This window comes from Rhodococcus artemisiae (assembly GCF_036327795.1).
GTDB lineage: Bacteria > Actinomycetota > Actinomycetes > Mycobacteriales > Mycobacteriaceae > Rhodococcus > Rhodococcus artemisiae.
This window is the reverse complement of the sequence record NZ_JAUTXY010000012.1, coordinates 102,133-125,283: the sequence shown is the minus strand read 5'-3', so window position 1 is coordinate 125,283 and position 23,151 is coordinate 102,133. Positions and strand designations below refer to the sequence as shown.

Below are 23,151 nucleotides of genomic sequence, written 5' to 3'. Positions count from 1 at the left end.
GACGAAGAAGGATGTGACCGACATGGACAAGGGCACGATCGAAGCTGCAATCCTCGCGATGGCGCGCGATGCCGACCTGCTTGCGGCGGTGAAGCAGGAACCGTCGCAAGCACCGAAATTACTGGGTATCGACGAGGACTGGGCCGCGACCATCTTGACCGGAAACCGCGATCGACTGCGGTCGATCGGTCTGGGCGACGGGCTGACCATTCTCGTCAGCCGCTGGTTCAACGACGACCTGGGTGACGCGTCGAGTTCCGGCGGATTCGTGGTGGACGAGTCGATGCCGCTTCCGACACCGGATGTTCCCCGAAACCTGGTGTTCGCCGGCGGGTGCTCGCACGTGCCGGACCTCCTCGCTCGACCGGAGATCGACCCCGACGATGCGGTGGCGCGCTTGCTCACGGGCTACGAGAAGCTGGCGGCCGACATCGCCGCAGCAGACCCCGATGTCATCCTCGTGTCCGCGGACTGTCACTTCCAGAGTTTCGACACCGGGCATTTCGTTCTCGGCGTCGGCGAACGTCATACGGGGTCGATGGAGTTCTTCAAACGACCCGATCTGGACCTCGACCTGGCCGGGCATCCTGATCTCGCGCGGTCGCTCGCGGACGCGATCCGTGCGGGAGGACTCGAGGTAGAGGAGGCGCCGCGCGTTGATCTCGACCACGGTCTGGTCGTACCCCTACGCCTGCTCCTTCCTCGGCCCGATCTACCAGTCATCCCGGTCATCACCCAGCCGGCCAGGAGTTTCTCACCGTTCAACGCCCGACGGTTCGGTGAAGCGATGCGCAGCGCGATCGACAACTCCGGCCTGAAGGTCGCGTTTCTTGCTACGGGTGGACTGTCGCACTGGCTCGACCCCGGGCACTTCGGGGGTGTCGACACCGCGTTCGACACCTACATTCTCCAATTACTCCAGAGTGGTCGCGGACTCGACATGTGCTCGCTCGAGCCTTTCCCGCTGCTCGAGCATGGTCAGTACGAGATTCTGAACTGGATGATCATGCTCGGGGTGGCAGGACCGGCCGTCCGCGGAAACGTCTATGCCTATGAGCCGATGGAAGCGTCCGGCGGCGGTTGGACCGTCGTCCACATGGATCTCGACGAGGCCAGGGAACGGTCCGGAGCATTGGCAACAAGGGCGGGGCAGTCATGACGACGGCGTCTCGGTCACTGAAGGTGGGCCTGACCCAATGGCATGCGACCACCGACATCGACGGGAACCTCGAGGTGGCGCTCCGATTGATCGAACGAGCCGCTGCCGACGGGGCTTCCGTGGTGGTGCTGCCGGAGAACGGACTGATGCTGGGCACAGGTCTGCAGATGCGGGAAGCCGCACTCAGTATCGACGCCGCTCCCGTCGTCGCGCTGTGCACGCTGGCGCGACGTCTCGGGGTCGTCGTCGTGCTCGGTGGAATGAAGAACAGGGTGGCCGACCAGGTGTTCAACTCTGCGCTCGTCATCGACACCTCGGGTGAGGTCGTCGTGCGCTACGACAAATTGCACCTGTTCGACGCGAACATCGGAGGGCAGTCCTTCGAGGCGTCGTCGGTCGAGCGACCCGGCGACAGGCTCGTGGTGGTCGAAATCGACGGAATCAAGGTGGGGCTGACGATCTGCTACGACGTCCGCTTCCCTGAAATGTTCCGCGCGCTTGCCGGTGCGGGTGCCGAGGTACTCCTCGTACCGGCAGCTTTCACTCAGACCACCGGTGAAGCTCACTGGCATACGTTGCTGCGGGCACGTGCGATCGAGAATCACGCATTCGTTGTTGCCCCGGCCACGGTGCATTCACCGACACCCGACCATACGGACGCCTTCGTCACCTACGGGCATGCTCTGGCCGTGGGGCCGTGGGGCGAGGTCCTCGCCGACCTGGAGGAATCAGCTGAGGCGGTACAGGTCGTCGAACTCGACCTCGGGGAGGTCGACCGAGCCCGCGCAAAGCTGCCCGTCCTCGCCGGCCGGCGAGACCCACGGGTCTATGCCGCCGAACCGCACATCGCTCGCATTTCGACCGAACAGAAGGAGCTTGCGCGATGACGGAACAGCGCGATCGAGACGACCTGCCTCGAGGGGCTGTCGATGCTGAGCTGTGGAACGGCATCGGAAACGAGTTCGCGGGTGTGCACTTCCGGAAGGTATCGACCCGCAACGGGGAACGGCTCGAACTCTACGCACCTCGAACGGAGTCCCGCATTCTCCTGGACCCCATGGCGCTCGAGGTCCTCGCCGATCAGCAACCGGAGTTCTTCACCCACCTCATAGCGACCCGGCTCGGTTCTGTGGATGACTGACCATGTCAGGTGAGAAGTCGACAGGTGTGGCCTGGAACCGTGGGGATGGCACGTCCGCGACAGCACGACGTGGTGACGCAGTGGATCGGACGTATTACGCACTACGCGAACGGATTCTATCCGGTATGTACCGACCGGGGGTGAGTCTGTCACAGGTGCATCTCGCTGAAGAACTCTCGGTGTCGCGGACACCGTTGCGCGAAGCGCTACGGCGGCTCGAAGCGGAGAATCTGGTGGTCAACAAGGCCAACCGCGGGGTCGTGGTTGCGCCGATCAGACTCCGTGACGTCGAGGACTCGTATGCGATGCGACTCCTGGTCGAGCCGGCGCTGGTCTCCGCGATACTGCATGACGTCACCGATGCAGAAACTGATGCCATGGCGGCAGCGCTGGCGGAAATGGACGACTCCCGGATCTCTCCTCGCCAGTTCCAGTTGGCGCACTGGCGGTATCACCGCGTCATTCTCGACAGGTGCCCGGTAGGAATGCGTGAGCTCATCGAATCGAATCTCACTCTGATCGACAGGCATCAGCGGATGTACTTCGAACGGCCTGCTGCGGTCGGAGACATCACCTCCACCGACACACTCTTCCTCGCGGCGATCAGGAACCGTGACGGCCACCGAGCACGGTCACTGCTCGAATTCCACCTCCTCGACACAGCGCTCGGAATGATCATGGCTCTCGATACCTGTCACGAGTTCGATTCGCTGACGGTCACCTTGAAAGGATTGGGAATTGTGGTCGACGATTTCGACCGATTGCGTGCAGGCCGACCTACTCGGGTCGATTGGCAGTGCGACACCGGCGTACCGGCCATGAAAACGGCGAATCTCATCACGACAGCAGAATGCTTGACGACGGTGTCCTGACCCGTCGTCCAGAACCTCGCAGACACCAATACCGAAAGAGGCGTACAGATGACTTCGTCCTACCGCATCGGCATGATCGTGCCGAGCTCGAACACCACGATGGAAACGGAGATCCCAGCGATGCTCCGCGCCAGAGAAGAGGTGCGACCGGAACGGTTCACCTTCCACTCCTCCCGTATGAGGATGCAACAGGTCACCCCCGAGGAACTCGTAGCCATGGACTCCGACTCGCTGCGCTGCGCGGCCGAGCTCGCCGATGCTCGCGTCGACATCGTGGCGTACGCATGTCTGGTGGCCATCATGTCGCAAGGGCCGGGGTACCACGCCGAATCCCAGCAGAGGCTGGCGGCGGTGGCTCAACGCGAAAGCGGCACCGGCATACCGGTTCTGTCATCGGCAGGGGCGCTGACCGAGGCTCTTGCGCATCTCGATGCCAAGAACATCGCGGTGATCACGCCTTATATGAGGCCATTGACCGCCACCGTCTGCGGCTACATCGAGAACGAAGGCTTCAACGTCATCGATTCCCTGTCGCTCGAGGTCCCCGGCAACCTCGCCGTGGGACGATTGGACCCACAGGACCTACTCGAGCATGCTCGCCGGGTGAAGACAAGCGGCGCAGACGCGCTCGTCCTCAGTGCGTGTGTCCAGATGCCGTCGCTGCCGGTGCTCGATGCGGTTCAGCAGGAGTTCGATATTCCAGTGGTAACCGCCGCAGCCGCGACGACTTGGCGCATCCTCAACCGCCTCGGACTCGATCCGGTGGTTCCGCGCGCTGGTGCGCTGCTCGCGCCCTGACTGCCGTTTCGATATCTCAGCCCTCAGGCCGTTGATCCGGCCATCTTCGAGCCCCCTATTTTCGAGCCCATGGAGGCGAAGTGAATTTCCCCGCATTATTCACACCTGGCCGGATCGGTCCTCTCGAGATTCCCAACCGTGTTGTGAAATCACCACAGAGCACCGCCACGTCCAATCCCGACGGCACTGTCAGCCGCCGGACGGTCGAGCACTATCGACGCCTCGGCGAAGGCGGTATCGGTCTGGTAATGATGGAATACAGTTACGTCGACGACGATGCCAGCAAAGCGATCCACAACCAACTCGGTAACTCCAGCCGCGAGCACGTTGCGGGACTGGGGTGGGCCGCAGACGAGGTGCGTTCCACCGGGGCGAAGGTCGGACTGCAGATCGCGCATGGCGGCCGACAGAAGTTCCTGGGCACCGCGCCGATCAAGTCGGCGACCGAGTCTTCCTGGGCGGACGTGGAGGGACAGTACGGAGTCGTTCCCACACCGATGACGATCGACGAGATCGACGGTGTGGTGCGGTCGTTCGGGGAAGCGGCGGCGCGTGCGTGGTCGGCGCGTTTCGATCTCGTCGAGGTGCATGCAGGGCACGGCTATCTCATCACGAATTTCCTTTCACCCCACACCAACTGGCGCGAGGACGAATACGGGGGAAGCTTCGAGAACCGTGCGCGGCTGCTGCTCCGCATCGTGGACGAGATCCGAGCCTCGGTGCCGGCGGACTTCCCGCTGAGTATTCGGCTCTCGGTGACCGACTACGAAGCGGACGGTATCCCCATCGACGAGACCGTCGAACTGTGCAGGCAACTCGAGGCACACGGCGTCGATGTGCTGCATTGCTCCGGCGGTCATCACGCGGGGATGGAATGGGAAGTCAGCCCCTGGTATCAGGTGCGTGCGCCGCACCGGTGGGGGTGGGAGGAGGTCAAGAAGGCCGTGTCCATCCCGGTGATCGCGTCCGGGTCGCTGGTGACGCCCGAGATCGCCGACGACATCGTCGCATCCGGTTCCGCAGACTTCGTCTCACTCGGCCGAGCCATGCTCGCCGATCCGGACTGGGCTCGAAAGGCTCGGGAAGGCCGGGTCCTGGAGATCGTTCCGTGTATTCGCTGCAACGACGGATGCCTGCACCGTGGACTCAACCGCGGGCGTAGTGTCGGGTGCAGCGTCAATCCGCAGGTGGCGGAGGAAGGCCGATTTCCTGTCCCGCCGACTGCAAGGCCCAAGCGTGTGGCGGTTGTCGGTGGGGGTCCTGCCGGGCTGAAAAGCGCGGCGGTGCTGCATGATCGCGGTCATGCCGTGACGCTGTTCGAGCCCGCAGAGCTAGGCGGCCTCCTCGTGCACGCTTCGGGCTCCACCGTGAAGCAGGATCTCGCCGGGCTGGTACGACACTTGAGCAATGAGATCGCTCGACGCGATATCGAGGTGATCGGCGAGCGGGCTGATGCGAACGCGCTCGTGAAGCGGGGTTTCGACACCGTGGTCATCGCGACCGGCGCACCGATACGCCGACCGGACTTTCCGATCGACCCCATGGCCGTCGTGGTGCATTCGGCGGACGTCCGTGCGGATCGGCCGTACACCGGGACCGCCGTGGTGATCGGCGGGGGACTGCAGGGGTGCGAGGCAGCGCTCAGATTGTCCGAGATGGCGGGACTCGAGGTGATTCTGCTCGAGTCCGAGCTGCAGTTGCTGACCGGTGACGAGGTGTTCACCGACGTGGAACGACTGCCGGTGTTCCTGGAGGGTGCCGGTGTGGACGTTCGCACCGATGTTCGGGTGGTCGGCGTGGATCGTGCCGGCGTCCACATTGTGCGAGGCAGCGAACGCGACGTGCTCCCTGCCGACGCTGTTGTGCTGGCACTCGGTCGTGCGCACCCGGACTCGGGCCTTACCGACGATCTCCGGGCGGCAGGTGTCGACGTTCATGTCGTGGGTTCGGCTGTGAAGCCCGGACGTGTCTTCGACGCAATACATTCGGCGTTCTTCACGGCCCGGACGGTATGAGTGATCGCATGAGTCAGAAAGGTGGTCGCAAGATGAGGTTCTGCGTCACTCGGTTGGGTACGTCGACTTGCTCTCCCGAGGTCCAGCGGATTTCGGCAGGACGGTCGATGCGGCCGTCCGGGTGATGCTGGATTTCTATCTGGCGTCCGTGGAGAGCGACCAGTAGCGAGTCGAAGCAGTGGTCGGGATCGGCATCGAGGACGAGGCCCAAGGCCGCATCGATGAGATGGAACTCCATGATACGACGGACCTGCCCGGAATCCCCGATCTTGATGGCATTCAGGAGATCACCATCCACATCGATGAAGTCGTCGGGGGTGCGTTGGTGCGAGAGGTAGACGCTCTGATGGCGATAGATGCGCATGTGCAGCTGATTGGTCAGTTGCCGGAAGTTCTCCGGATAGCGACGCAGCGCAACCTCGTGGAAGCGTTGGTGTGCGTCCTGGAATCGTCGGCTGTGGGCCCTGTGCCGCTGCATCTCTTCGAGGATGTTCTCCATGTCGGTGATGTCGCCGCTGCTGAGCTTGGCGGAGACAGCGGCGATGGTCGGTGGTTCGACCAGTACGCGCAACGCATAGTTCTGTTCGGTCTCGGAATTGACGATGGGGGCTACATGCATCCCACGGTTCGCATGGCTCACGACCAGCCCGTCGACCTCGAGGCGCTGCAGGGCTTCGCGCAATGGGGTGCGGCTGACCTGGTGCTCGGCGGCGAGTTGCTCCTGTGACATGCGTAGTCCGGGCTGGTAGGTGCCGTCGATGATCCGCTGTTGCAGGACCAGGTAAAGATCGTCCACTGTGGTGCCGGATCGGGTCTTGGGCCCCGTCATGGACATCCACCCCCTCGTTCGTCCTGTCGAGTCGAGCTCGAGTGCATACACTTCGGTTCTACGATACTGCGTCCGACGGCGGAGATGGGGCGCCGGGCCGTGCTCGGTGCCGAAAACCCCGGCGTCGAAATAACTTTCCCCGCCGGCCTATTGATCTCTACGTGATCCCGGTTACACTCATTCTGAATCCACTTTTGTATACACTTTGGAGGCGTCCATGCCTGCACTTCCTTCGGTCTCATCCGATCGCAACGGTGGGATCGACCCCGACGAGAACTTCAGTACCACCGCGGTTCCGCTCTCTGTGCGACTCGGTCGATGGCAGGTCGCGATGTCGTACTGGTCTCTGCTCAGCGCGATGGTCTGGCTCTTCTACGGTGCCTTGGCGGCTTCGCTGTACGGCACTCGCAATGCCATAGCAGCGATCGTGCTCGCAGCTGTCGTCTATGGTGTTGTCAATATCGTCACAACACGCTTCGGGATCCGTTCGGGGATGAACACGTACTTGCTGACCCGAACCATGTTCGGTCGGTGGGGGGCTATCCTCACGTCCCTACTTGTTGCTGCAACGATGCTGTACTACACCGTGTTCGAAAGCAGCACGTTGGCGGTGGCCTTCCAGACCTATGTGGGTGCCGGAGATATCCGGATCTGGTATGCCGTTGTGGTCGTGGCCATGCTGCCGCTGATGCTCGGAAGCGTGCAGTCATGGATGGCGAAGCTGAATGGTCTTCTGCTGCCGATCTACGGAATCGGACTTGTTGCCACCCTCGTTGCCGCATTCGTCGAATTCGGTTCGGGTTCTGACTGGTTGGACTTCGCAGGCGTGGTGCCCGCGGAGGCGCGAACTCTCCCTGGATGGCTGCTGGGATTCATCCTCTACATGGGCATCTTCATAGTGATGCTGAGCACGATCGAGTTCGCACGCTTTGCTGACCGGCGAGACGAGAAGTTCCACGAGAACGTCACGTTCGGATGGGTGTTCTATCTGCTGCTGTTCGTCGTAAATGGTATCGCTGGAATCTACCTGGTGCAGACGGTGTTGCCCAACGAGCCGGCATCGGAAGTCGGTGTAGTTCAGGCCATCCTGGTCAGCCTAGGATTCTTCGGGCTGCTGTTCATCGTCATTTCCCAGACGCGGGTCAATACGTTGAACTACTACCAGGCCACCATCAATTTCGAGCGGATCCTCAGCACGTTCACCCCGTTGCGCTTCCCGCGTGTCTTCTGGGTGGTGGCCGTGGCGATCGTGGTGTTCCTGCTGATGCTCACCGATGTGTTCAGCTACCTGCAGACAGCCCTTACTTGGCAGGGAGTCCTCATCGTGGGGTGGGTGGGTGTGGTCTTCACACACCTCGCGCTCAGGAGAGCGAGTCGCTACAGTCCGCACGAGGACGAAGGGGCGGCAGCACCGAAATTCGCGTGGGGCCTGGCGGCCTGGCTGGCACCGTCGGCGTTGGGCATCTACCTTATCGAGGCACCGGACGTGCCCGCGATCCTTCACCAGTCAGCGCAGCTGGTTGTGCTCACACTGTCCGTCGTCATGTACGTGCCCACCTACTTCCTGATGCGATCGACCCGGGTGGAATCCAAGACGGCAGCGCCGGCATCGGATGCCGAATTCGTCGCGTCGACGGACTGATCTACCGAACGGAATGGAGGGTTTTCGCTGTGAAGGTCTATGGAATGGGTTGGGTCGGGTCTCGGACGGACAGCTTCGCCGAGATGCGTGAATTTGCTTCCGGGAAGCTCGGTCTGACAATCACTCTCGACCAGGAGAATGCAGTCGTCTTCGGATTCCCCGACGGTAGCGCATTCGAAGTATTCAAACCGACCGATAGCGACCACTCTTTCTTCGAGCATCCGGTTCCGGGCATCATCGTCGACAACGTGTTCGAGGCCCGAGCAGAACTCGAAGCGAAGGGTGTCGAGTTCATCGGCGATGTCCACGAGGGCGTCGAGTATTCATGGGGCACGGCGTGGTCGCATTTCCGAGCACCCGACGGGCATGTGTACGTGTTGATCAGCCGACCCGAGATGCATCCCGCCGAATCGCCCCGGCCGTTCGACGAACTACGCATCTGTCTCGCGGTCTCGGATATCGACGAAGCTGTGCGGGTCTATCGGGACGGATTGGGCATGCCGATCGTCGACGAGTGGACTCACCCGGAGGGCCAGCGCGGAGTGTTGTTCGGAGTTCTGCCAGCGGCAATCGAACTCTTCGACGAGGCACAGTGGGACTTCGTCGACGATTCGGAGACCGGTGAGCGCTTCGGTGCCGACCACGCGCTGCGTGTCGAGGTCCGCGACGCGGACCGAGTGGAGGCGCTGGCCAGGCGTCTCGAGGCATCCGGGGCTACCCGCAACGGGACACTGACGACCACGCCATGGGACCAGCAGTGTCTGAGGATGGGTACGTCGGAAACAGAGCAGTTGACCTTGTTCACTCTTCCTGAGGCGGAGCGCGTTGTTCGCGAGCAGGCGCGGGCTCGGCTGCCGTATTGATCGATCGAATCGACAGGTGGAAAGCGAGGAGGATTCGTATGGGAACGCTGGACGGGCAGGTCGTCGTCTTCACCGGCGCGGGTGCGGGCATCGGCAGGTCGGTGGTCACCCGCTTCGTCGGTGAGGGCGCGAAGGTGGTGGCAGTCGACATTTCCGAGCACGTAACGGAACTCGCCGATGAACTCGGCCACGCGGTGCTCCCCATCGTCGCGGACATCGCGACCTGGGGAGGGAATGTCGTGGCGGCGCAGGCCGCACTCGACACATGGGGCACGATCGACGTCTTCGTCGGCAACGCAGGCATCACCGACGGTGCGCGTCCGCTCGAGGACATCCCGGGTGACCGGCTACCGGAAGCGTTCGACCAGTTGTTCGGAGTCAACGTCCTCGCGCCGATGCTCGGTGTACGCGCGTGCATCGACGCGCTCATCGAATCACACGGAAGTATTATCCTCACCGGCTCGTTCGCGAGCACTCAGGCGGGCGGAGGTGGTGCGCTGTATACCGCGTCCAAGCACGCCGTGCACGGTTTGGTTCGTCAGCTTGCCTTCGAACTCGCTCCTGACGTGCGGGTGAACGGGGTCGCGCCCGGAGTGGCACCGACACGGCTTCGGGGAATCGATGCGCTGGGCCAGACGTCCGCGGACTCGGTCCTCGACGGCACCGAACGTGCACTGCCGACACAGCAGATCGCGCCGGTATCCGCCTACGACGGTGTATTCACCATGCTCGCGTCCCGTGCGGACTCGGCCGCCATGACCGGATCCATGGTGACCGTCGACAGCGGTCTGTCCATTCGAGGCATCGGCAAACCAGGTGGCAGGGTGGACATTGGATGACCAGGTTCGCTACCGAAGGTGGGTTCACCATGCACGAGGGCAGTAATCGAGTTGATGAACGCACACCCTTCGATCCTTCGGCGATGCGTGCTTCGAGTTTCTACCGGCTACTCACCGCCTCGGTCGTGCCCCGGCCGATCGCGTGGGTCTCCTCCCGATCCGGCGGCGGGGTGCTCAATCTCGCGCCCTACAGCTTCTTCACTGTTGCGTCGACCAAGCCTCCCATCCTTCAGTTCACCTCCATGGGGCACAAGGACAGTTGGCGCAATATCACCGAGACCGGTGAGTTCGTCGTCAACATCGGGACCGAGTCGTTGATCGACGAAATGAACGACACCTCTGCCGAATACGATTCGGCGGTGGACGAGTTCGAGACGGTGGGACTCACGCCTCAGGCGAGCACCGTGGTGTCGGTACCTCGGGTTGCCGAAGCGCCGATCGCGTTCGAGTGTGAAAAGCATCTGATACTGGACGTAGGCAACTGCTCGCTGATCTTGGGCCGCGTGGTGCACGCGTCGATACGGAACGAGGTTCTCGCCGACGACGGACTACCTGACTTCGCGAAACTGGCGGCACCCTCCCGCCTCGGCCGAACAGAGTGGGGTCTGACTCCCGCCACTACCGTGCGCGCCCGACCATTGAAGTAGGCAGGGCAAATGTGAAGCTCGCAGGCCTGGTGGTTGACCGAGGGCCCTGCGAGCTTTGCATCAGGTCTGCTTGCTTCAGCGGTCGAGTACCTTGCGTAACACCGCCGCGAAGCCCTCCGGGTCGCCGGGCACACCGTATCCGTCGGCAGTGAACCCGGCATGCCCTCCGGGGAACATGGTGAGTTCGACGCCGAGTCGCTTCGCGACCTCCGCTGCTGCGCGAGCGGAGACCTCGCCCGTCGACTCCGTGCCCGCTCCGATCACGATGTGGGTGGACGCCTTCCAGAGTGCGGCGAAGTCGGGTTCGTATCCGGTGCAGGACTGCAGGTTCTGGCTGAGCAGAGCGTCGTCGCGGGAGCCGTCGTCTTCGGTGGGCATGCCGAACATCGACGGGTCGGGGGCGGGCACGGCGAGGTAGGAGGGTTCCAGTGGCTCCGTCTGCGAGAGCATCATGATGAACTTCGCCATCGCCGGACCCAGTCCGCTGCGCTGGTAGGTGGCGCAGATGTCGTCGACCACCGCCTTGATGACCGCGAAGTCGGGCACCAGCGGGCACGCCGGTGGTTCGTGCGCGATGAGCGTCCGGACCTGCGCGGGATGTTTCGCGACCAATGCGAGGCCGTTCACCGCGCCGCCGCTGCTGCCGAAGAGGTCCACCGGCCCGACGCCGAGTCGGTCGATGAGGCGGTGCAGGTCGCCTGCGTGCAGGTCGGGTGTCGAGACCCCGGGGGTGTCGCGGGGGCTGCGCATCACGCCGCGCGGGTCGTAGGTGACGACAGGGCGGTCGACGAACTGAGCCGCGAGCGCCGCGAATCCTCCCGCATCCATCGGCGACCCCACCATCAGCAGGGGAGTTCCGGACTGCACGTCGCCACGGACGTCGTAGGTGAGGGTGGCGCCGGGAACGTCCAGGGTGGCAGTGATGACGGGGCGATCGAGTGTGGTCATGCCGTGACAGACCTGGTTCGACGACAAAACTCATCGGCCGGCCCTGCGCACGGGAGATGGTCATCGCAACCCCCCTTTCGGGTTCTACAACCGTCCATATGGACTGTTACTGTGGTGCGCGTGACCGAAGAACAGACCCTTGCACCGCGCGCCGGGCGTCGCGAATGGTCGGCCCTCACCGTCCTCGTCCTCGTCGTGGTCTTGATTGCGGTCGACAACACAGTGCTCTACCTGGCTGTGCCGTCGATGGCCGCCGACATCGCCCCGAGTTCGACCCAATTGTTGTGGATCGGCGACATCTACTCGTTCGTGCTGGCGGGCCTGCTCATCACGATGGGTAACCTGGCCGATCGCATCGGCCGCAAACGGTTGCTGCTCATCGGTGCCGGAGGGTTCGGCGTCGCATCGGTGATCGCGGCGTTCGCCCCGAACCCCGAGATCCTCATCGCTGCGCGCGTCCTGCTGGGCGTGGCGGGGGCGACGCTGATGCCCTCGACGCTGGCGATCATCCGCGCTACCTTCCTCGACGCGACACAACGCACGACAGCGATCGCGATCTGGGCGATGGGCGCCACCGCAGGTGCCGCGGTCGGTCCGCTCGTCGGCGGGGTTCTGCTCGAGAACTTCTGGTGGGGCTCGGTGTTCCTGATCAATGTGCCGGTGATGGTGATCGTGCTTGTCGCCGGACCGATCCTGCTGTCGGAGTCGCGCGGTAGCTCCGCTCGGACGATCGACGTGATCTCGGCATTGTTGTCGATCCTCGCCATCGTCCCGGTCGTGTACGCCGTGAAGCACTGGGCCGGTAGCGGGCTGGACTGGAGTGTCCCGGTCACCGCGGCGTTCGGCCTGACCATGGGATACCTCTTCGTACGCCGGCAGATGCGACTGCCGAATCCGTTGCTCGACCTCTCGTTGTTCCGAATGCCCGCCTTCTCGGGTGCCGTGGCCGCCAACGGCCTCGCGATCTTCGCGTTCCTCGGGCTGCTGTACTTCTTCTCGCAGTACCTGCAGCTGGTCCGCGAATACGGCCCGCTGAAGGCCGGTTTGGCCGAACTGCCGTCGACGATCGCGTCGATGGTCGTCATTCTGTTCATCGGTGCGCTCGTGGCACGCGTGGGGGCAGGGCGCTCGATCGGGCTCGGTCTGACGCTGGGGGCGGTCGGCCTCGCCGGGATCGGCATGACCGTCTCGATGTCCACCTATTGGGGCCTCGGTATCTCGCTGGTCCTACTCGGCCTCGGTATCGGCATCGCGATGACACTGTCGACCGATGCCGTGGTCTCCGCCGTCCCCACGGAACGCGCCGGAGCGGCGTCATCGATTGCGGAAACCGCCTACGAGCTCGGCGGGGCATTGGGTATTGCCGTGCTCGGATCTGTCCATCTGGCGATGTATCACTCGCATCTGGATCTGCCCGCCGGCACCGATCCGTCCGATGCCGCGATCGCCGAAAGCTCGCTGGCCTCGACCGTGACCGATGTTGCTGATCCGGTCGTGGTCGACCATGCCCAGGCTGCCTTCGTGTCGGCGGTACAGACCACCTCGGTCGTCGCCGCGGTGATCCTTGCGGTCTCGGCCGTGGTGGCCTGGCGCGTGATCCCGTCTCCGCGAGATGCCACAGTAGGTGCCCATGAAGCGCACTGATCAGGTCGTCACCCGCGACAAGGAACGCACGTGCAGAGCGATCCTCGAATCCGCCGAACAGATGTTCGCCGATCGCGGGTCGAAGGCCAGTCTCGCTGATATCGCCGTCGCGGCGGGTGTCACAAAAAGTGGTCTCATGCATCACTTTCCGAACCGAGACGCGCTGATCTACGGAGTCATCGAACACTGCATCACTCGGATGTGGGAAGAGATTCACGCCCACATCGACCTATCGGAGAACAGGCCCGGGAAGTTCACGCGGGGATACGTGCGCGCCCTCACCGGCGGCAGTGCCTATCTCATGGACACCTTCAATCCCGGGACACTGCTCGCGACGCTCGGGAACCCGCCCGGCATCGAGGCGCTGTATGCCTGCGATGCCGAGAAGCTGAGCGCCGCCTTCGCGGCGGACGGCCTGCCCTGGTCGCGTGTGCTGATGATCCGGTTCGCGGCGGAAGGACTCGCACTCTCGGCGCCGAGCCCGTACCTGACGAGCGACGACCTCGAACTCGCGCGAGCGGAACTGCTGGCCCTCACCGAAGTGGACTAGACGGGGGCTCGGGTGCGAACTGGGGGAGCTCGAGAATTGTCGCCAGCAACTCCGACATCTGCCCCTCCAACTTGTCTCGATCGGCATTGTCGGCCTCTGTGAATGCCAATATGCCCTCACTGAACAGCGACCAACCCGAGATCGCGGCGAGCGCCGTCATGAGCCGGACATCCGCCGTGTGCGAGTGAGGATCGACACCGCGGACCGCCGCCATCCCTCGGACCTGGTTGCCCAGCAAGAGATCGGTCCGCCCCTCGAGTAACAGCCATGCCGAGATGCGTACGTACTCGCGATCGGCAAGACCGATGTCGAACAGGCGACGGACGGCGTCCGGCACCGAACCGCCGGCCTCGATCGCAGCCGTGGAAACCTCGGTGTCGCGTTCGAGAACGGCGCGGAGGATGTCCTCCTTGTTTCCGACATGCTTGTGGACCAATCCGAGATTCACCCCGGCGGCAGAAGCGATCTCACGGATGGTGACCGAGGTGCCCTTCGCGGCGAACCCTGAGCGCGCCGCACGGAGAACTGCCCGGCGCACCTCGTCGCGGCCCCAGGCCTGCGGTGTCGATCCCGATGTGTCCACCCCTTGACAGTAGACGCTTGTCTACGGTCAAATCAACCATCGATCGGATCAGGCCCCTCCTCATCCGGTCGACGGCGGAATTCTTGCGCCGAATGCTCTTTACGGCTCGCGAGGAGCATGGCGTCCTCGATCCCGACGATGCTTCGCGGGCCCGGTGATTCCGAATCGCATTCGTCCGGGCACGAATGTCGGCGGCAGAAAGTGGGCGATCATGCAGGAACAGATCAGGAACGAATATCCCGAGGCGGTTGTCGCGGCGGGGCGACGGCGTCTCATGAGATCGGCGATGGCGCTGACAGTCGCTGCGGTTCTCGCTGTGGTCGGCAGCGCATGTGGCATGGCCCAGAGCGACGCTGGTGAAGGTGGAGAAACGGAGTCGGCGATATCGAACAGTCAGGCGCACCCCGCCGAGGACGGCGGTGCGCTCGCCACTGAGGGGCAGCGGGCACTCGAGACGAGGGCGCGTCAGATCCTTGCGACCGATGTTGTCCAGCAGCAGATTCGACAGGTTCAGGAACTATACGAGAGTGACACACAGGGTACGACGTCGACGGGCGAAACCACCGCGGCGGCGGCCGCGTCCGCCATCGGCGCGGCAGCCACGCAGTATGCCGTGACCGAGGATCCCGACCGTCCGGTGCTGATGTGGGTCGTCAATCTGCAGCACAAGTTCGCTGGGCTGGACATGCCCAATTCCGGATACGGGATCGAGAATCCCGACAACGTCTATCGGCAGGCCACCGTAGCCGGTGATGCGCGGTACGAGATCCGCGGGCTCATGCCGGAACAAGCGCCGTCCGAAGTGCATTTCGAGATGCGCGACTCGATCCCCGGGACCGCGGCCCTGACGGCGGAGGGTGGGACGCCGATGGCGACGCTCAGCAGCGACGCGATCGAGACCGGTCCGGACGGAGCCTTCGTCGTCACAGTGGATTCCGACCCGGCCGAGGGTCGTGCCAACCACTTGCAGATCCCGGCTGACGGCACCTCGCTGTTGCTCGTACGTGACCTGCTGAACGATTGGTCGACCGAGGCACCCTCCCGCCTCGACATCGTTCGAGTGGACGGCCCACCGGTCGCGCCCGAAGCGTCCGTCGACCAGCAAGCGGCCCGTACCGCGGAGATCCTCGGGCAGATCGCGCCGTTCTGGATGGAATACTTCAACGAGTACTACTACACGGCGCCGGAGAACCGGATTCGACCGGTGCGTGAGCGTCCGGGCGGTCGGGGACTGGCTACCGGCGGTCGCTTCGCCTTGGCGGACGACGAAGCACTCGTCTTCACCGTTGATCCGGTGGGCGCGAAGTCCCTCGGTGTGCAGATTTCCGACCCGTGGGGTGTCGCGTATCCGTACCGGGAGGGCACCAGCAGCCTCAATATGACGCAGGCGGAATCCGATCAGGACGGCACATACACGTTCGTGATCTCTCGTAACGACCCCGGTGTCCACAATTGGCTCGACCCGAACGGCCACGACACCGGCATGATCGCGTTGCGTTGGCAGTCGATGTCGGGCGAGCCGGATGTGGAAGCCGCACTGCGCAGTTCGGCGGTGGTGAAGGTCGCCGACCTGGCGGCAGAACTGCCGGACGGTACTGTGTTCGTCGATCCGGAAGAGCGGCAGCTCCAGCAGGAGCAGCGGGCATTCGACTTCGATCGCCGCCTGACGCAGTGACCTCGGTGCGGGTCGGGCGGGGAAGCGTCCAAGGGGCTTCGTTGCCCGACCACGCGCTCGAGGGTGTGAAATACTCCCCATTCGAACATCATTCGGACGGGATCCAGCGGACGACCCTCGACCGGATGGTCGTCCAGGTCCGAGTGTGCGACACCTTCGTTTGCTCGAGCCGCACCTGCTTGCCGCCGGGATAGGAGAACAGGGGCGTGCCGTCGCCGAGGAAGATCGGCACGATGTTCGCCATCACCTCGTCGAGTGCACCGATCTCGAGACATTGGCGTGCGACGTCGGCGCCGAGAATGCCGACGTACTTGTCGCCGGCCGCGGCCTTGGCGGCTGTGAGTCCGGACTCGAGATCGTGGACGACGGTCACTCCCGGCTCCGGCGTGCTCGGGGGCGGATGGTGGGTGAGCAGGAAATAGGGGCCGTCCCACGCGCCGCCGAAGGCACCCTCGTTCTCGGTGCCGCGATTGGGGTCGTCCCCTCGGTGGGTGCGATTGCCGACCAGCAGCGCACCGATATCGGCCGCGAGTTCGTCGGTTTCCTCGTCGGGTTCGAAGAACGGTTTCATCCACGACATGTCGCCGCCCGGTCCGGCGATGAAACCGTCGAGCGACATCGTCGCCGAGTACAACACCTTGGCCATGGTTCTCCCTCGTCGAGTGGACGTTGTTGTCCCCAGTATCGACTTCAGGAGCGGGTGGAAATCATCGTTTCGAGATGCGCGGTCACGGAACGGCAGGCCTAGGCATTCTGCGCGCGACCCCGCCCGATCACATCCGCACGCCGATCCGCGACCCGGTCGGGAGTGAAGGTCTCCAACCACGCCCGTGACGTCTGCTTCTCCGCCTGCAGAGCCGGGTCGACGACGTGCTCCTCGGCCCGACGGTACGACGCGAGCAGCGTGCGCACGCCGGGCTGATCGTTGCCGGCGATCGTCTCCGCAAGCGCGAGTGCAGCGTTCATGAGGGCGTCGTGCTCGACGACCTCGGTGACCAGCCCGGCCCGCAGTGCCTCTTCGGCATCGACGAAGTTCCCCGACAGGCTCATGCGCCGCGCGAACCCGCGTCCCACCGCTGCGGGCAGGCGCGACGTGAGGCCCCACCCGGGGAGTACACCGACGCGAGCGTGGGTGTCGGCGAATCGTGCTCGCTCCGAGGCGATGAGGATGTCGCACGCGAGTGCGAGTTCGAGGCCGCCGGTGATGGCGGCGCCGTTGATCGCCCCGATGATCGGCTTCGACAGCGGCACCCACGGATGCCCGACGGGAATGCTCTCGTCCTCGACCTTCAGGAGTGTGTTGCCACCCGATCCGAGTTCCTGCAGATCGAGGCCCGCGCAGAAGGCAGGGTCGGAGCCGGTGAGGATCACGACGCTGGTCTGCTCGTCGGCGTCCGCGGCGGCCAACTCCGCGCGAAGCGTGTCGATGAGAGCCGAGTTCAGTGCGTTGCGCTGCTGCGGGCGGTTGAACGTGAGGACCCGGACGGGTCCACGCTGTTCTACGAGCAGGATCGATTCCGTCACGAATTCTCCTCAGTGTTCTCGGTGCGAGGTTCTCCGGTGCGAGCCGAACTCTGTCTACCCGATTCGTGGCGTTCGGTGCCATCGGGGCCGGGCAGCTCGCGCAGCACCTCCAGCACCCGGTGGACGGCGGGCGCGGGGTTGTCCCGTCGCCACGCGAGCGCGATCGGCAGCACCGGGCCGCCGTCGAGGGGGATGTAGTGCACGCCGTCCACGGTGATGTGCGCGGTCGACGCGACGACGACCGCGATCCCGACACCCGCGCCGACGAGGGCCAGGAGGCTGTACGGGTCGGGGGCCTCGCGGGCGACGGTCGGTGCGAAGCCCGCCGACGCACATACGGTGAAGGTGGCGTCGCGCACGAGCGAGCCGTGCGCGGCGGGATAGACCACCAGCCGCTCACTTGCGAGATCAGCGGGTTCGAGGGTGCCGCGGTCGGAGAGCTGATGCCCGGTCGGTACCGCGACCATCAGGGATTCGTGTCGGACGGTCTCGGTGGCGAAGTCGTCGGAGACGGGAAGGCCGACGATCCCCATGTCGAGCAGGCCTTGGGCGACGAGGTCGAGCACCTCGCCCGAATAGGTCTGCGGACGCAGATCGAGTTCGATGCCGGGATGGCGATCTGCGAGCGCACGGGTCAGCTCGGACAGCACGGCGTAGCCGCTCGCGCCGCCGAACCCGACGCTGACCACGCCGGTCTCTCCGGCTGCCGTCGATCGCACGACCGCGCGCGCGACCTGGACCTGCGCTGCGATCACCCGCGCGGGGGCCAATAACGCGGTGCCTGCGGCGGTGAGCTGCACCGATCTGGTGGTGCGCTCGAACAATCGGGCGCCGAGCTCGCGTTCGAGGGCGCGGATCATCTGGCTCAGTGGCGACTGGGCGATGTGCAGTCGATCCGCGGCGCGTCCGAAATGCAGTTCCTCGGCGACCGCGAGGAATGCCTGTAGCTGACGGATTTCCATATCGCCCTCAACTCAGTGGATTATCCACATAATCATGTCGGATTAGGTCTTGGACTTTACACGGTTGCCGGCCGATAGTGATACACGCCTCATTCATTCGCGGACATGGCCCGCACGACACGCCCCGGAGTGCATCGTGAATCCAAACCCAGAGCACACCGCGCACGACACCAAGGCCGCGCGCCGAGCCGGCGTCACCGCTTTCGTCGGTACCACCATCGAGTGGTTCGACTTCTACATCTACGGCACCGCGTCCGCACTGGTGCTGGGCAAGCTGTTCTTCCCGGACGTCTCCCCGGCAATCGGTACGCTGGCCGCATTCGCGACATTCGCCGTCGGATTCATCGCGCGACCACTCGGCGGCATCGTCTTCGGACACTTCGGCGACAAGTTCGGACGCAAGAACGCCGTCATCACCACCCTCGCGATCATGGGCATCGGAACCGTCGGTGTGGGCCTGCTGCCGACCTACGCCCAGATCGGTATCTGGGCGCCCATCCTCCTGGTCCTGTTGCGCGTATTGCAGGGGATCGCGATGGGCGGGGAATGGGGAGGTGCCGTCCTCATCGCCACGGAATTTGCCCCACCACGCAAGAAAGTGCTCTACGGCGCGTTCGCGCAGCAAGGGTCGCCTGTGGGCAATCTCCTTGCGACAGTGGCCTTCCTCGGACTGACGGCGATGTCCGATGCCGCCTTCGAAGGCTGGGGTTGGCGAATCCCGTTCGTTGCCTCCGCCGCGCTGGTCGTTGTGGCCCTCTACATCCGGCTGCGGATCCAGGAAACCCCCGAGATGAAGGCGGCGGTCGAATCCCAGGAGAAGAAGCGTCTTCCGCTGGCCGAGGTGCTCAGCACGCACAAGACGGTCTTGCTGCTCGGAGTCGGTGCGGTGGTCGCAGGTGTCGCGATCACGTACGTCAAGACGACCTTCGCGCTGGCCTGGGCCACGACGGATCTCGGGTTCGACCGGGGCGACTTCCTGCTCGTCATCACCCTCGCGCTGGTCGCGCAGGTCATCGTGCAGCCGTTCGGTGCCATCCTCGCAACCAGGATCGATGTGCGTCGAGCAGTGCTGTGGATGCTGATCCCCGAACTCGTCGTCCTGCCGCTGATGTTCGTACTCATCCAGACCGGCTCGCTCACTTGGGCGATCATCGGCATGGTCCTCGCGACGGCGCCGCACGCGATGTACTACGCGGCGCTGGCAGGCATCCTCGCGCAGGTGTTCCCCACCCACATTCGTTACACGGGGATCTCGCTGTCGTACCAGCTGTCGACGGCGATCTTCGCGGGCACCGCTCCGATGGTCAGCCAGTTCCTGCTCAATCGCACCGGCTCGATCTGGCCGGTCGTCGGACTCGGGCTCGGATACGTCCTGCTCTCGATGATCTGCATGACCGCGCTCCTGCGCCGATCGGCTACCGCCTCCGGTGCCGAGCCCGAGCCTGCGGACCCCGCGCCCGCCCGCGCCCCCGCTGCCACGCACTGACTTCCGCCGAGAACACACTGCCGAAAGGACGACGATGAACTACGCACACGAGGACCCCGCACTCCGGGCAGTGCTCGACCGGTGGATCGACGAATCCGATCGTGAACTCACCGAGCGTCTCGTCGACCGCTTGGGCGCCGACGCCGCACAGCGACTCGACGGCCTCGCCGCCACCGCGAACGCGAACCCCCCGACCCTGCGCCAGTACGACTGCGATGGCGAGCGCATCGACACCATCGACTACCACCCCGCATATCTGGAACTGTGCCGCGCCGCCTATTCGGAATACGGGCTATCCGCCCTGTCGCATCGCCCGGTCCACGGCTGGACCGACGTGCCGCCACACCTCGTCAAGTACCTTGCGTCGTACCTGTTCGTGCAGGCCGAGTTCGGGCTGGCGTGCCCGGTGTCGATGACCGACGCCGCCGCGCGCACGTTGCGCATGTTCGGCGATCCCGACGTATTCGGACCCTACGTCGACGGGCTGACGTCGACCGATCCGGCCGCGGCGCTGACCGGCGCGATGTTCATGACCGAGACGCAGGCCGGAACCGATATCGCCCAGACCGAGACCCGCGCCGAGCGCGACGGCAACGGATGGCGCCTGACAGGACGCAAATGGTTCGCCTCCAACCCGGATGCCGACGTCATCGTCACACTCGCTCGTTTCCCGGGCGGCGCCGAGAACTCCACCCGCGGCGTGGGAATGTTCATGGTGCCCAAACGACTTCCGGACGGCACTCGAAACTCGTACACGATCGATCGCCTCAAGGACAAGCTCGGAACCCGCTCGATGCCCAGCGGCGAAGTCACACTGCACGGTGCCTACGCGCTGCAGGTCGGCGAACTCGACCGCGGTTTCCGGCAGATGACAGAGATGCTCAACACCTCCCGGCTCTCCAACGCGATGCGCTCGAGCGCACTCATGCGCCGAGCCGTGCGGGACGCGGTGGCGCACACACGGGTTCGCGAAGTATTCGGAAGGTCTCTGTTCGACCAGCCGCTCATGCGCGCGACACTGCTGCCGCTCGCCCTCGACGCGGAGGCAGCGCTCGCGCTCGTCGCCTACAGCGGATCCACACTCGATCGCGCCGATCGCGGCGACGACGTAGCTCGCAGCATCGTCCGGATCCTCACCCCCGTCGCGAAGCACTACATCTGCAAGCGGGCACGCACCGTCACCGGCGAGGCGATGGAGGTACGCGGTGGCAGCGGCTACATCGAGGACCGGGTGTTCGCGCGACTCGTCCGTGACTCGCACCTCGGATCGATCTGGGAGGGCTCGAGCAACGTCATCGCGCTCGACGTACTGCGCTCCATGCGCAAGAACGGCGCGCACCGCGACCTGGCGGCCGCGATGCGGATGATGCTCGACGCAGCCTCCGAGGAATGCGCGCCGGCCGTCGCCGACCTGTGCGAACGGTGGGATGTGATCGAAGAGCGTGGCGAGGAACTGCTGGCCGGAGACGACGTGCGCGCGCAGACCCTGTGCGCCGCCTACACCGACGACCTGGCCCGCGCGGTGATGGCCACCCTGCTCGTCGACCTCGCGTCGCACAGCGCCGAGCACGGTCGCGGGCACCGGTCGCTGCTCGTCGCCAACGCCTATCTCACCGGGCTCCGCGGCGAACCGAACGCCGTTGCGCTCGCACACCTCGACGTCGTCGTCGACGGCACCCACATCGACCCGTCCTTCGCGCACGCCGCGGCACCGGACGCGCTCGCAGGAGCCTCATTCGCAGGAGCACTTAAATGACCGAGAACCCGATCACCGGACCCGCCCCGCTCGCCGGCGTCAAAGTCGTGGACCTGTCGAAGATCCTCGCCGGGCCCTACGCGACGATGTCGTTCGCCGATCTCGGTGCCGAGGTCACCAAGGTCGAGCATCCCGAGGGCGGCGACCCGACGCGGATGTGGGGCCCGCCCTTCGTCGGCGACGACGCCACCTACTATCTCGCGGTCAACCGCGGCAAGAAGTCGGTGACCCTCGACCTGAAATCGGAGGAAGGGCAGCGGATCGTCCACCGCATGCTCGAAGACGCCGACGTCGTCGTCGAGAACTTCAAGCCGGGCAGCGGACTGCAGAAGATCTTCGACTACCGAGCACTGTCGGAACGGCACCCGCACCTCGTCGTCCTGCACATCTCCGCGTTCGGCGACGAAGGGCCCCTGTCCGACCAGCCGGGCTACGACATGGTCGCCCAGGCAGCGGGCGGGCTGATGTCGCTGACCGGCGAACCCGGCGGCGCACCCATGAAGTCCGGGTACGCGATGGGTGACCTCGGTGCGGCGCTGTTCGGTGTGATCGGTGTGCTCGCGGCGCTGGTCGAACGCGGCCGAACCGGTCGCGGGCAGTACGTCACCACTTCGCTGTTCGAATGCCAGCTCGCGATGCACGTGAACTGGGCCACCAACTATTTCGCAACGAAGCAACGCCCGCACGCCCTCGGCTCAGCGCATCCCAATCTCGCTCCCTACCAGGCATATCCGGCCAGCGATGGCTACTTCGTCGTCGCGGTCGGCAACGATTCTCTGTGGGACGACCTGTGCACGGCGATGGGTCGCGCCGAACTCGCGACCGACCCGCGGTTCCTCCGCAACCGAGACCGCATCGAGCACCGGGACGATCTCGAACAGGTGCTCACCGAGGTGTTCGCCGCGAACACCGTCGAGTACTGGTGCCGGGTGCTCGAGGAACACGCTGTGCCTGTCTCACCGATCCGGCACCTCGACGAGATCTACGACGACCCGCACACCGCCGCGATCGGCATGATCGGCACCGTCGATCACGCGTCGGGTCCGCTCGAACAGATCGCGTTCCCCGTCAACTTCGGCGGAGCGCGACCCAGGCTGCGCTCGGCGCCGCCGGCGCACGGCGAGCACACCGACGATGTGCTGGAGAAGTACCGCGCCGTCTCCGTCTGACATTTGTCACGGTGATCTTGTGACAGCCGGGGATCGCGTCGCGCCCCGT

The 23,151-nt window shown here is 64.6% G+C and carries 22 protein-coding genes; 16 read left to right on the top strand and 6 right to left on the bottom strand.

What is annotated here, in order from left to right; genetic code table 11:
• Positions 1-22: 22 nt before the first annotated feature.
• The 6 genes from Q7514_RS22795 to Q7514_RS22770 all read left to right on the top strand — a co-directional run bounded on the left by Q7514_RS22795 (position 23) and on the right by Q7514_RS22770 (position 5,985).
• A complete protein-coding gene (locus Q7514_RS22795) occupies positions 23-1,159 on the top strand; it encodes a DODA-type extradiol aromatic ring-opening family dioxygenase (RefSeq protein ID WP_330135538.1) in 1,137 nt (378 codons plus the stop codon).
• A complete protein-coding gene (locus Q7514_RS22790; protein WP_330135537.1) occupies positions 1,156-2,046 on the top strand; it encodes a carbon-nitrogen hydrolase family protein in 891 nt (296 codons plus the stop codon). The genes Q7514_RS22795 and Q7514_RS22790 overlap by 4 nt, the downstream gene beginning before the upstream one ends.
• Positions 2,043-2,300 carry a hypothetical protein gene (locus Q7514_RS22785; protein WP_330135536.1) on the top strand — a complete coding sequence of 86 codons (258 nt, stop codon included), beginning with the start codon at positions 2,043-2,045 and terminating at the stop codon, positions 2,298-2,300. The genes Q7514_RS22790 and Q7514_RS22785 overlap by 4 nt, the downstream gene beginning before the upstream one ends.
• A gap of 2 nt (positions 2,301-2,302) precedes the next feature.
• A complete protein-coding gene (locus tag Q7514_RS22780) occupies positions 2,303-3,172 on the top strand; it encodes a GntR family transcriptional regulator (RefSeq protein WP_330135535.1) in 870 nt (289 codons plus the stop codon).
• A 48-nt stretch (positions 3,173-3,220) separates the two neighbouring features.
• The gene (locus Q7514_RS22775) at positions 3,221-3,970 is read left to right on the top strand and encodes a maleate cis-trans isomerase family protein (RefSeq protein ID WP_330135534.1); all 750 of its coding nucleotides are present in this window, start codon (positions 3,221-3,223) and stop codon (positions 3,968-3,970) included.
• Between the two features lie 80 nt (positions 3,971-4,050).
• On the top strand, positions 4,051-5,985 hold the full coding sequence (locus Q7514_RS22770; protein ID WP_330135533.1) for an oxidoreductase: 1,935 nt from the start codon (positions 4,051-4,053) through the stop codon (positions 5,983-5,985).
• Between the two features lie 13 nt (positions 5,986-5,998).
• On the opposite strand, the gene Q7514_RS22765 is transcribed toward Q7514_RS22770, so the two are convergent.
• The gene (locus Q7514_RS22765) at positions 5,999-6,814 is read right to left on the bottom strand and encodes a GntR family transcriptional regulator (RefSeq protein WP_330135532.1); all 816 of its coding nucleotides are present in this window, start codon (positions 6,812-6,814) and stop codon (positions 5,999-6,001) included.
• 217 nt (positions 6,815-7,031) lie between these two features.
• Between Q7514_RS22765 and Q7514_RS22760 the strand changes: the two genes are divergently transcribed.
• The 4 genes from Q7514_RS22760 to Q7514_RS22745 all read left to right on the top strand — a co-directional run bounded on the left by Q7514_RS22760 (position 7,032) and on the right by Q7514_RS22745 (position 10,805).
• The gene (locus Q7514_RS22760) at positions 7,032-8,456 is read left to right on the top strand and encodes a purine-cytosine permease family protein (RefSeq protein ID WP_330135531.1); all 1,425 of its coding nucleotides are present in this window, start codon (positions 7,032-7,034) and stop codon (positions 8,454-8,456) included.
• Between the two features lie 83 nt (positions 8,457-8,539).
• Positions 8,540-9,319 (top strand): VOC family protein, encoded by a 780-nt coding sequence (locus Q7514_RS22755; RefSeq protein WP_330135530.1) that lies wholly within the window; start codon positions 8,540-8,542, stop codon positions 9,317-9,319.
• 38 nt (positions 9,320-9,357) lie between these two features.
• The gene (locus Q7514_RS22750) at positions 9,358-10,158 is read left to right on the top strand and encodes an SDR family NAD(P)-dependent oxidoreductase (protein WP_330135529.1); all 801 of its coding nucleotides are present in this window, start codon (positions 9,358-9,360) and stop codon (positions 10,156-10,158) included.
• A 29-nt stretch (positions 10,159-10,187) separates the two neighbouring features.
• Positions 10,188-10,805: a flavin reductase family protein gene (locus Q7514_RS22745; protein ID WP_408016165.1), complete on the top strand. Its 618-nt coding sequence runs from the start codon at positions 10,188-10,190 to the stop codon at positions 10,803-10,805.
• Between the two features lie 75 nt (positions 10,806-10,880).
• On the opposite strand, the gene Q7514_RS22740 is transcribed toward Q7514_RS22745, so the two are convergent.
• A complete protein-coding gene (locus tag Q7514_RS22740; protein ID WP_330135528.1) occupies positions 10,881-11,753 on the bottom strand; it encodes an alpha/beta fold hydrolase in 873 nt (290 codons plus the stop codon).
• 120 nt (positions 11,754-11,873) lie between these two features.
• Between Q7514_RS22740 and Q7514_RS22735 the strand changes: the two genes are divergently transcribed.
• Positions 11,874-13,397: an MFS transporter gene (locus Q7514_RS22735; protein ID WP_330135527.1), complete on the top strand. Its 1,524-nt coding sequence runs from the start codon at positions 11,874-11,876 to the stop codon at positions 13,395-13,397.
• Positions 13,384-13,947: a TetR/AcrR family transcriptional regulator gene (locus Q7514_RS22730; RefSeq protein WP_330135526.1), complete on the top strand. Its 564-nt coding sequence runs from the start codon at positions 13,384-13,386 to the stop codon at positions 13,945-13,947. Before Q7514_RS22735 ends, Q7514_RS22730 begins: the two co-directional genes overlap by 14 nt.
• Here Q7514_RS22730 and Q7514_RS22725 read toward each other — a convergent pair.
• A complete protein-coding gene (locus tag Q7514_RS22725; RefSeq protein WP_330135525.1) occupies positions 13,931-14,530 on the bottom strand; it encodes a TetR/AcrR family transcriptional regulator in 600 nt (199 codons plus the stop codon). The genes Q7514_RS22730 and Q7514_RS22725 overlap by 17 nt on opposite strands.
• 211 nt (positions 14,531-14,741) lie before the next feature.
• Between Q7514_RS22725 and Q7514_RS22720 the strand changes: the two genes are divergently transcribed.
• Positions 14,742-16,205 carry a hypothetical protein gene (locus Q7514_RS22720; RefSeq protein WP_330135524.1) on the top strand — a complete coding sequence of 488 codons (1,464 nt, stop codon included), beginning with the start codon at positions 14,742-14,744 and terminating at the stop codon, positions 16,203-16,205.
• Positions 16,206-16,293: 88 nt separating this feature from the next.
• Here Q7514_RS22720 and Q7514_RS22715 read toward each other — a convergent pair whose 3' ends face one another.
• The 3 genes from Q7514_RS22715 to Q7514_RS22705 all read right to left on the bottom strand — a co-directional run bounded on the left by Q7514_RS22715 (position 16,294) and on the right by Q7514_RS22705 (position 18,691).
• Positions 16,294-16,851 carry a dihydrofolate reductase family protein gene (locus Q7514_RS22715; RefSeq protein ID WP_330135523.1) on the bottom strand — a complete coding sequence of 186 codons (558 nt, stop codon included), beginning with the start codon at positions 16,849-16,851 and terminating at the stop codon, positions 16,294-16,296.
• 98 nt (positions 16,852-16,949) lie between these two features.
• Positions 16,950-17,729: an enoyl-CoA hydratase gene (locus Q7514_RS22710; protein WP_330135522.1), complete on the bottom strand. Its 780-nt coding sequence runs from the start codon at positions 17,727-17,729 to the stop codon at positions 16,950-16,952.
• A complete protein-coding gene (locus tag Q7514_RS22705) occupies positions 17,726-18,691 on the bottom strand; it encodes a LysR substrate-binding domain-containing protein (RefSeq protein ID WP_330135521.1) in 966 nt (321 codons plus the stop codon). The genes Q7514_RS22710 and Q7514_RS22705 overlap by 4 nt, the downstream gene beginning before the upstream one ends.
• 136 nt (positions 18,692-18,827) lie before the next feature.
• Between Q7514_RS22705 and Q7514_RS22700 the strand changes: the two genes are divergently transcribed.
• From Q7514_RS22700 to Q7514_RS22690, 3 genes are read left to right on the top strand one after another with little or no spacing between them, the layout of a single operon-like run.
• Positions 18,828-20,177, top strand: coding sequence for an MFS transporter (locus tag Q7514_RS22700; RefSeq protein ID WP_330135520.1), 1,350 nt, complete (start codon positions 18,828-18,830; stop codon positions 20,175-20,177).
• A gap of 34 nt (positions 20,178-20,211) precedes the next feature.
• Positions 20,212-21,933 (top strand): acyl-CoA dehydrogenase family protein, encoded by a 1,722-nt coding sequence (locus Q7514_RS22695; RefSeq protein ID WP_330135519.1) that lies wholly within the window; start codon positions 20,212-20,214, stop codon positions 21,931-21,933.
• Complete coding sequence (locus Q7514_RS22690) at positions 21,930-23,102, top strand: CaiB/BaiF CoA transferase family protein (RefSeq protein WP_330135518.1); 1,173 nt, start codon at positions 21,930-21,932, stop codon at positions 23,100-23,102. Before Q7514_RS22695 ends, Q7514_RS22690 begins: the two co-directional genes overlap by 4 nt.
• Positions 23,103-23,151: the final 49 nt, after the last annotated feature.

Bases quoted from the DNA above. Each gene is read 5' to 3' on its own strand.
- Q7514_RS22795 (WP_330135538.1), top strand. From the start codon at position 23: ATGGACAAGGGCACGATCGAAGCTGCAATCCTCGCGATGGCGCGCGAT.
- Q7514_RS22790 (WP_330135537.1), top strand. From the start codon at position 1,156: ATGACGACGGCGTCTCGGTCACTGAAGGTGGGCCTGACCCAATGGCAT.
- Q7514_RS22785 (WP_330135536.1), top strand. From the start codon at position 2,043: ATGACGGAACAGCGCGATCGAGACGACCTGCCTCGAGGGGCTGTCGAT.
- Q7514_RS22780 (WP_330135535.1), top strand. From the start codon at position 2,303: ATGTCAGGTGAGAAGTCGACAGGTGTGGCCTGGAACCGTGGGGATGGC.
- Q7514_RS22775 (WP_330135534.1), top strand. From the start codon at position 3,221: ATGACTTCGTCCTACCGCATCGGCATGATCGTGCCGAGCTCGAACACC.
- Q7514_RS22765 (WP_330135532.1), bottom strand. From the start codon at position 6,814: ATGACGGGGCCCAAGACCCGATCCGGCACCACAGTGGACGATCTTTAC.
- Q7514_RS22760 (WP_330135531.1), top strand. From the start codon at position 7,032: ATGCCTGCACTTCCTTCGGTCTCATCCGATCGCAACGGTGGGATCGAC.
- Q7514_RS22755 (WP_330135530.1), top strand. From the start codon at position 8,540: ATGCGTGAATTTGCTTCCGGGAAGCTCGGTCTGACAATCACTCTCGAC.
- Q7514_RS22750 (WP_330135529.1), top strand. From the start codon at position 9,358: ATGGGAACGCTGGACGGGCAGGTCGTCGTCTTCACCGGCGCGGGTGCG.
- Q7514_RS22745 (WP_408016165.1), top strand. From the start codon at position 10,188: ATGCACGAGGGCAGTAATCGAGTTGATGAACGCACACCCTTCGATCCT.
- Q7514_RS22740 (WP_330135528.1), bottom strand. From the start codon at position 11,753: ATGACCACACTCGATCGCCCCGTCATCACTGCCACCCTGGACGTTCCC.
- Q7514_RS22730 (WP_330135526.1), top strand. From the start codon at position 13,384: ATGAAGCGCACTGATCAGGTCGTCACCCGCGACAAGGAACGCACGTGC.
- Q7514_RS22720 (WP_330135524.1), top strand. From the start codon at position 14,742: ATGCAGGAACAGATCAGGAACGAATATCCCGAGGCGGTTGTCGCGGCG.
- Q7514_RS22715 (WP_330135523.1), bottom strand. From the start codon at position 16,851: ATGGCCAAGGTGTTGTACTCGGCGACGATGTCGCTCGACGGTTTCATC.
- Q7514_RS22705 (WP_330135521.1), bottom strand. From the start codon at position 18,691: ATGGAAATCCGTCAGCTACAGGCATTCCTCGCGGTCGCCGAGGAACTG.
- Q7514_RS22695 (WP_330135519.1), top strand. From the start codon at position 20,212: ATGAACTACGCACACGAGGACCCCGCACTCCGGGCAGTGCTCGACCGG.
- Q7514_RS22690 (WP_330135518.1), top strand. From the start codon at position 21,930: ATGACCGAGAACCCGATCACCGGACCCGCCCCGCTCGCCGGCGTCAAA.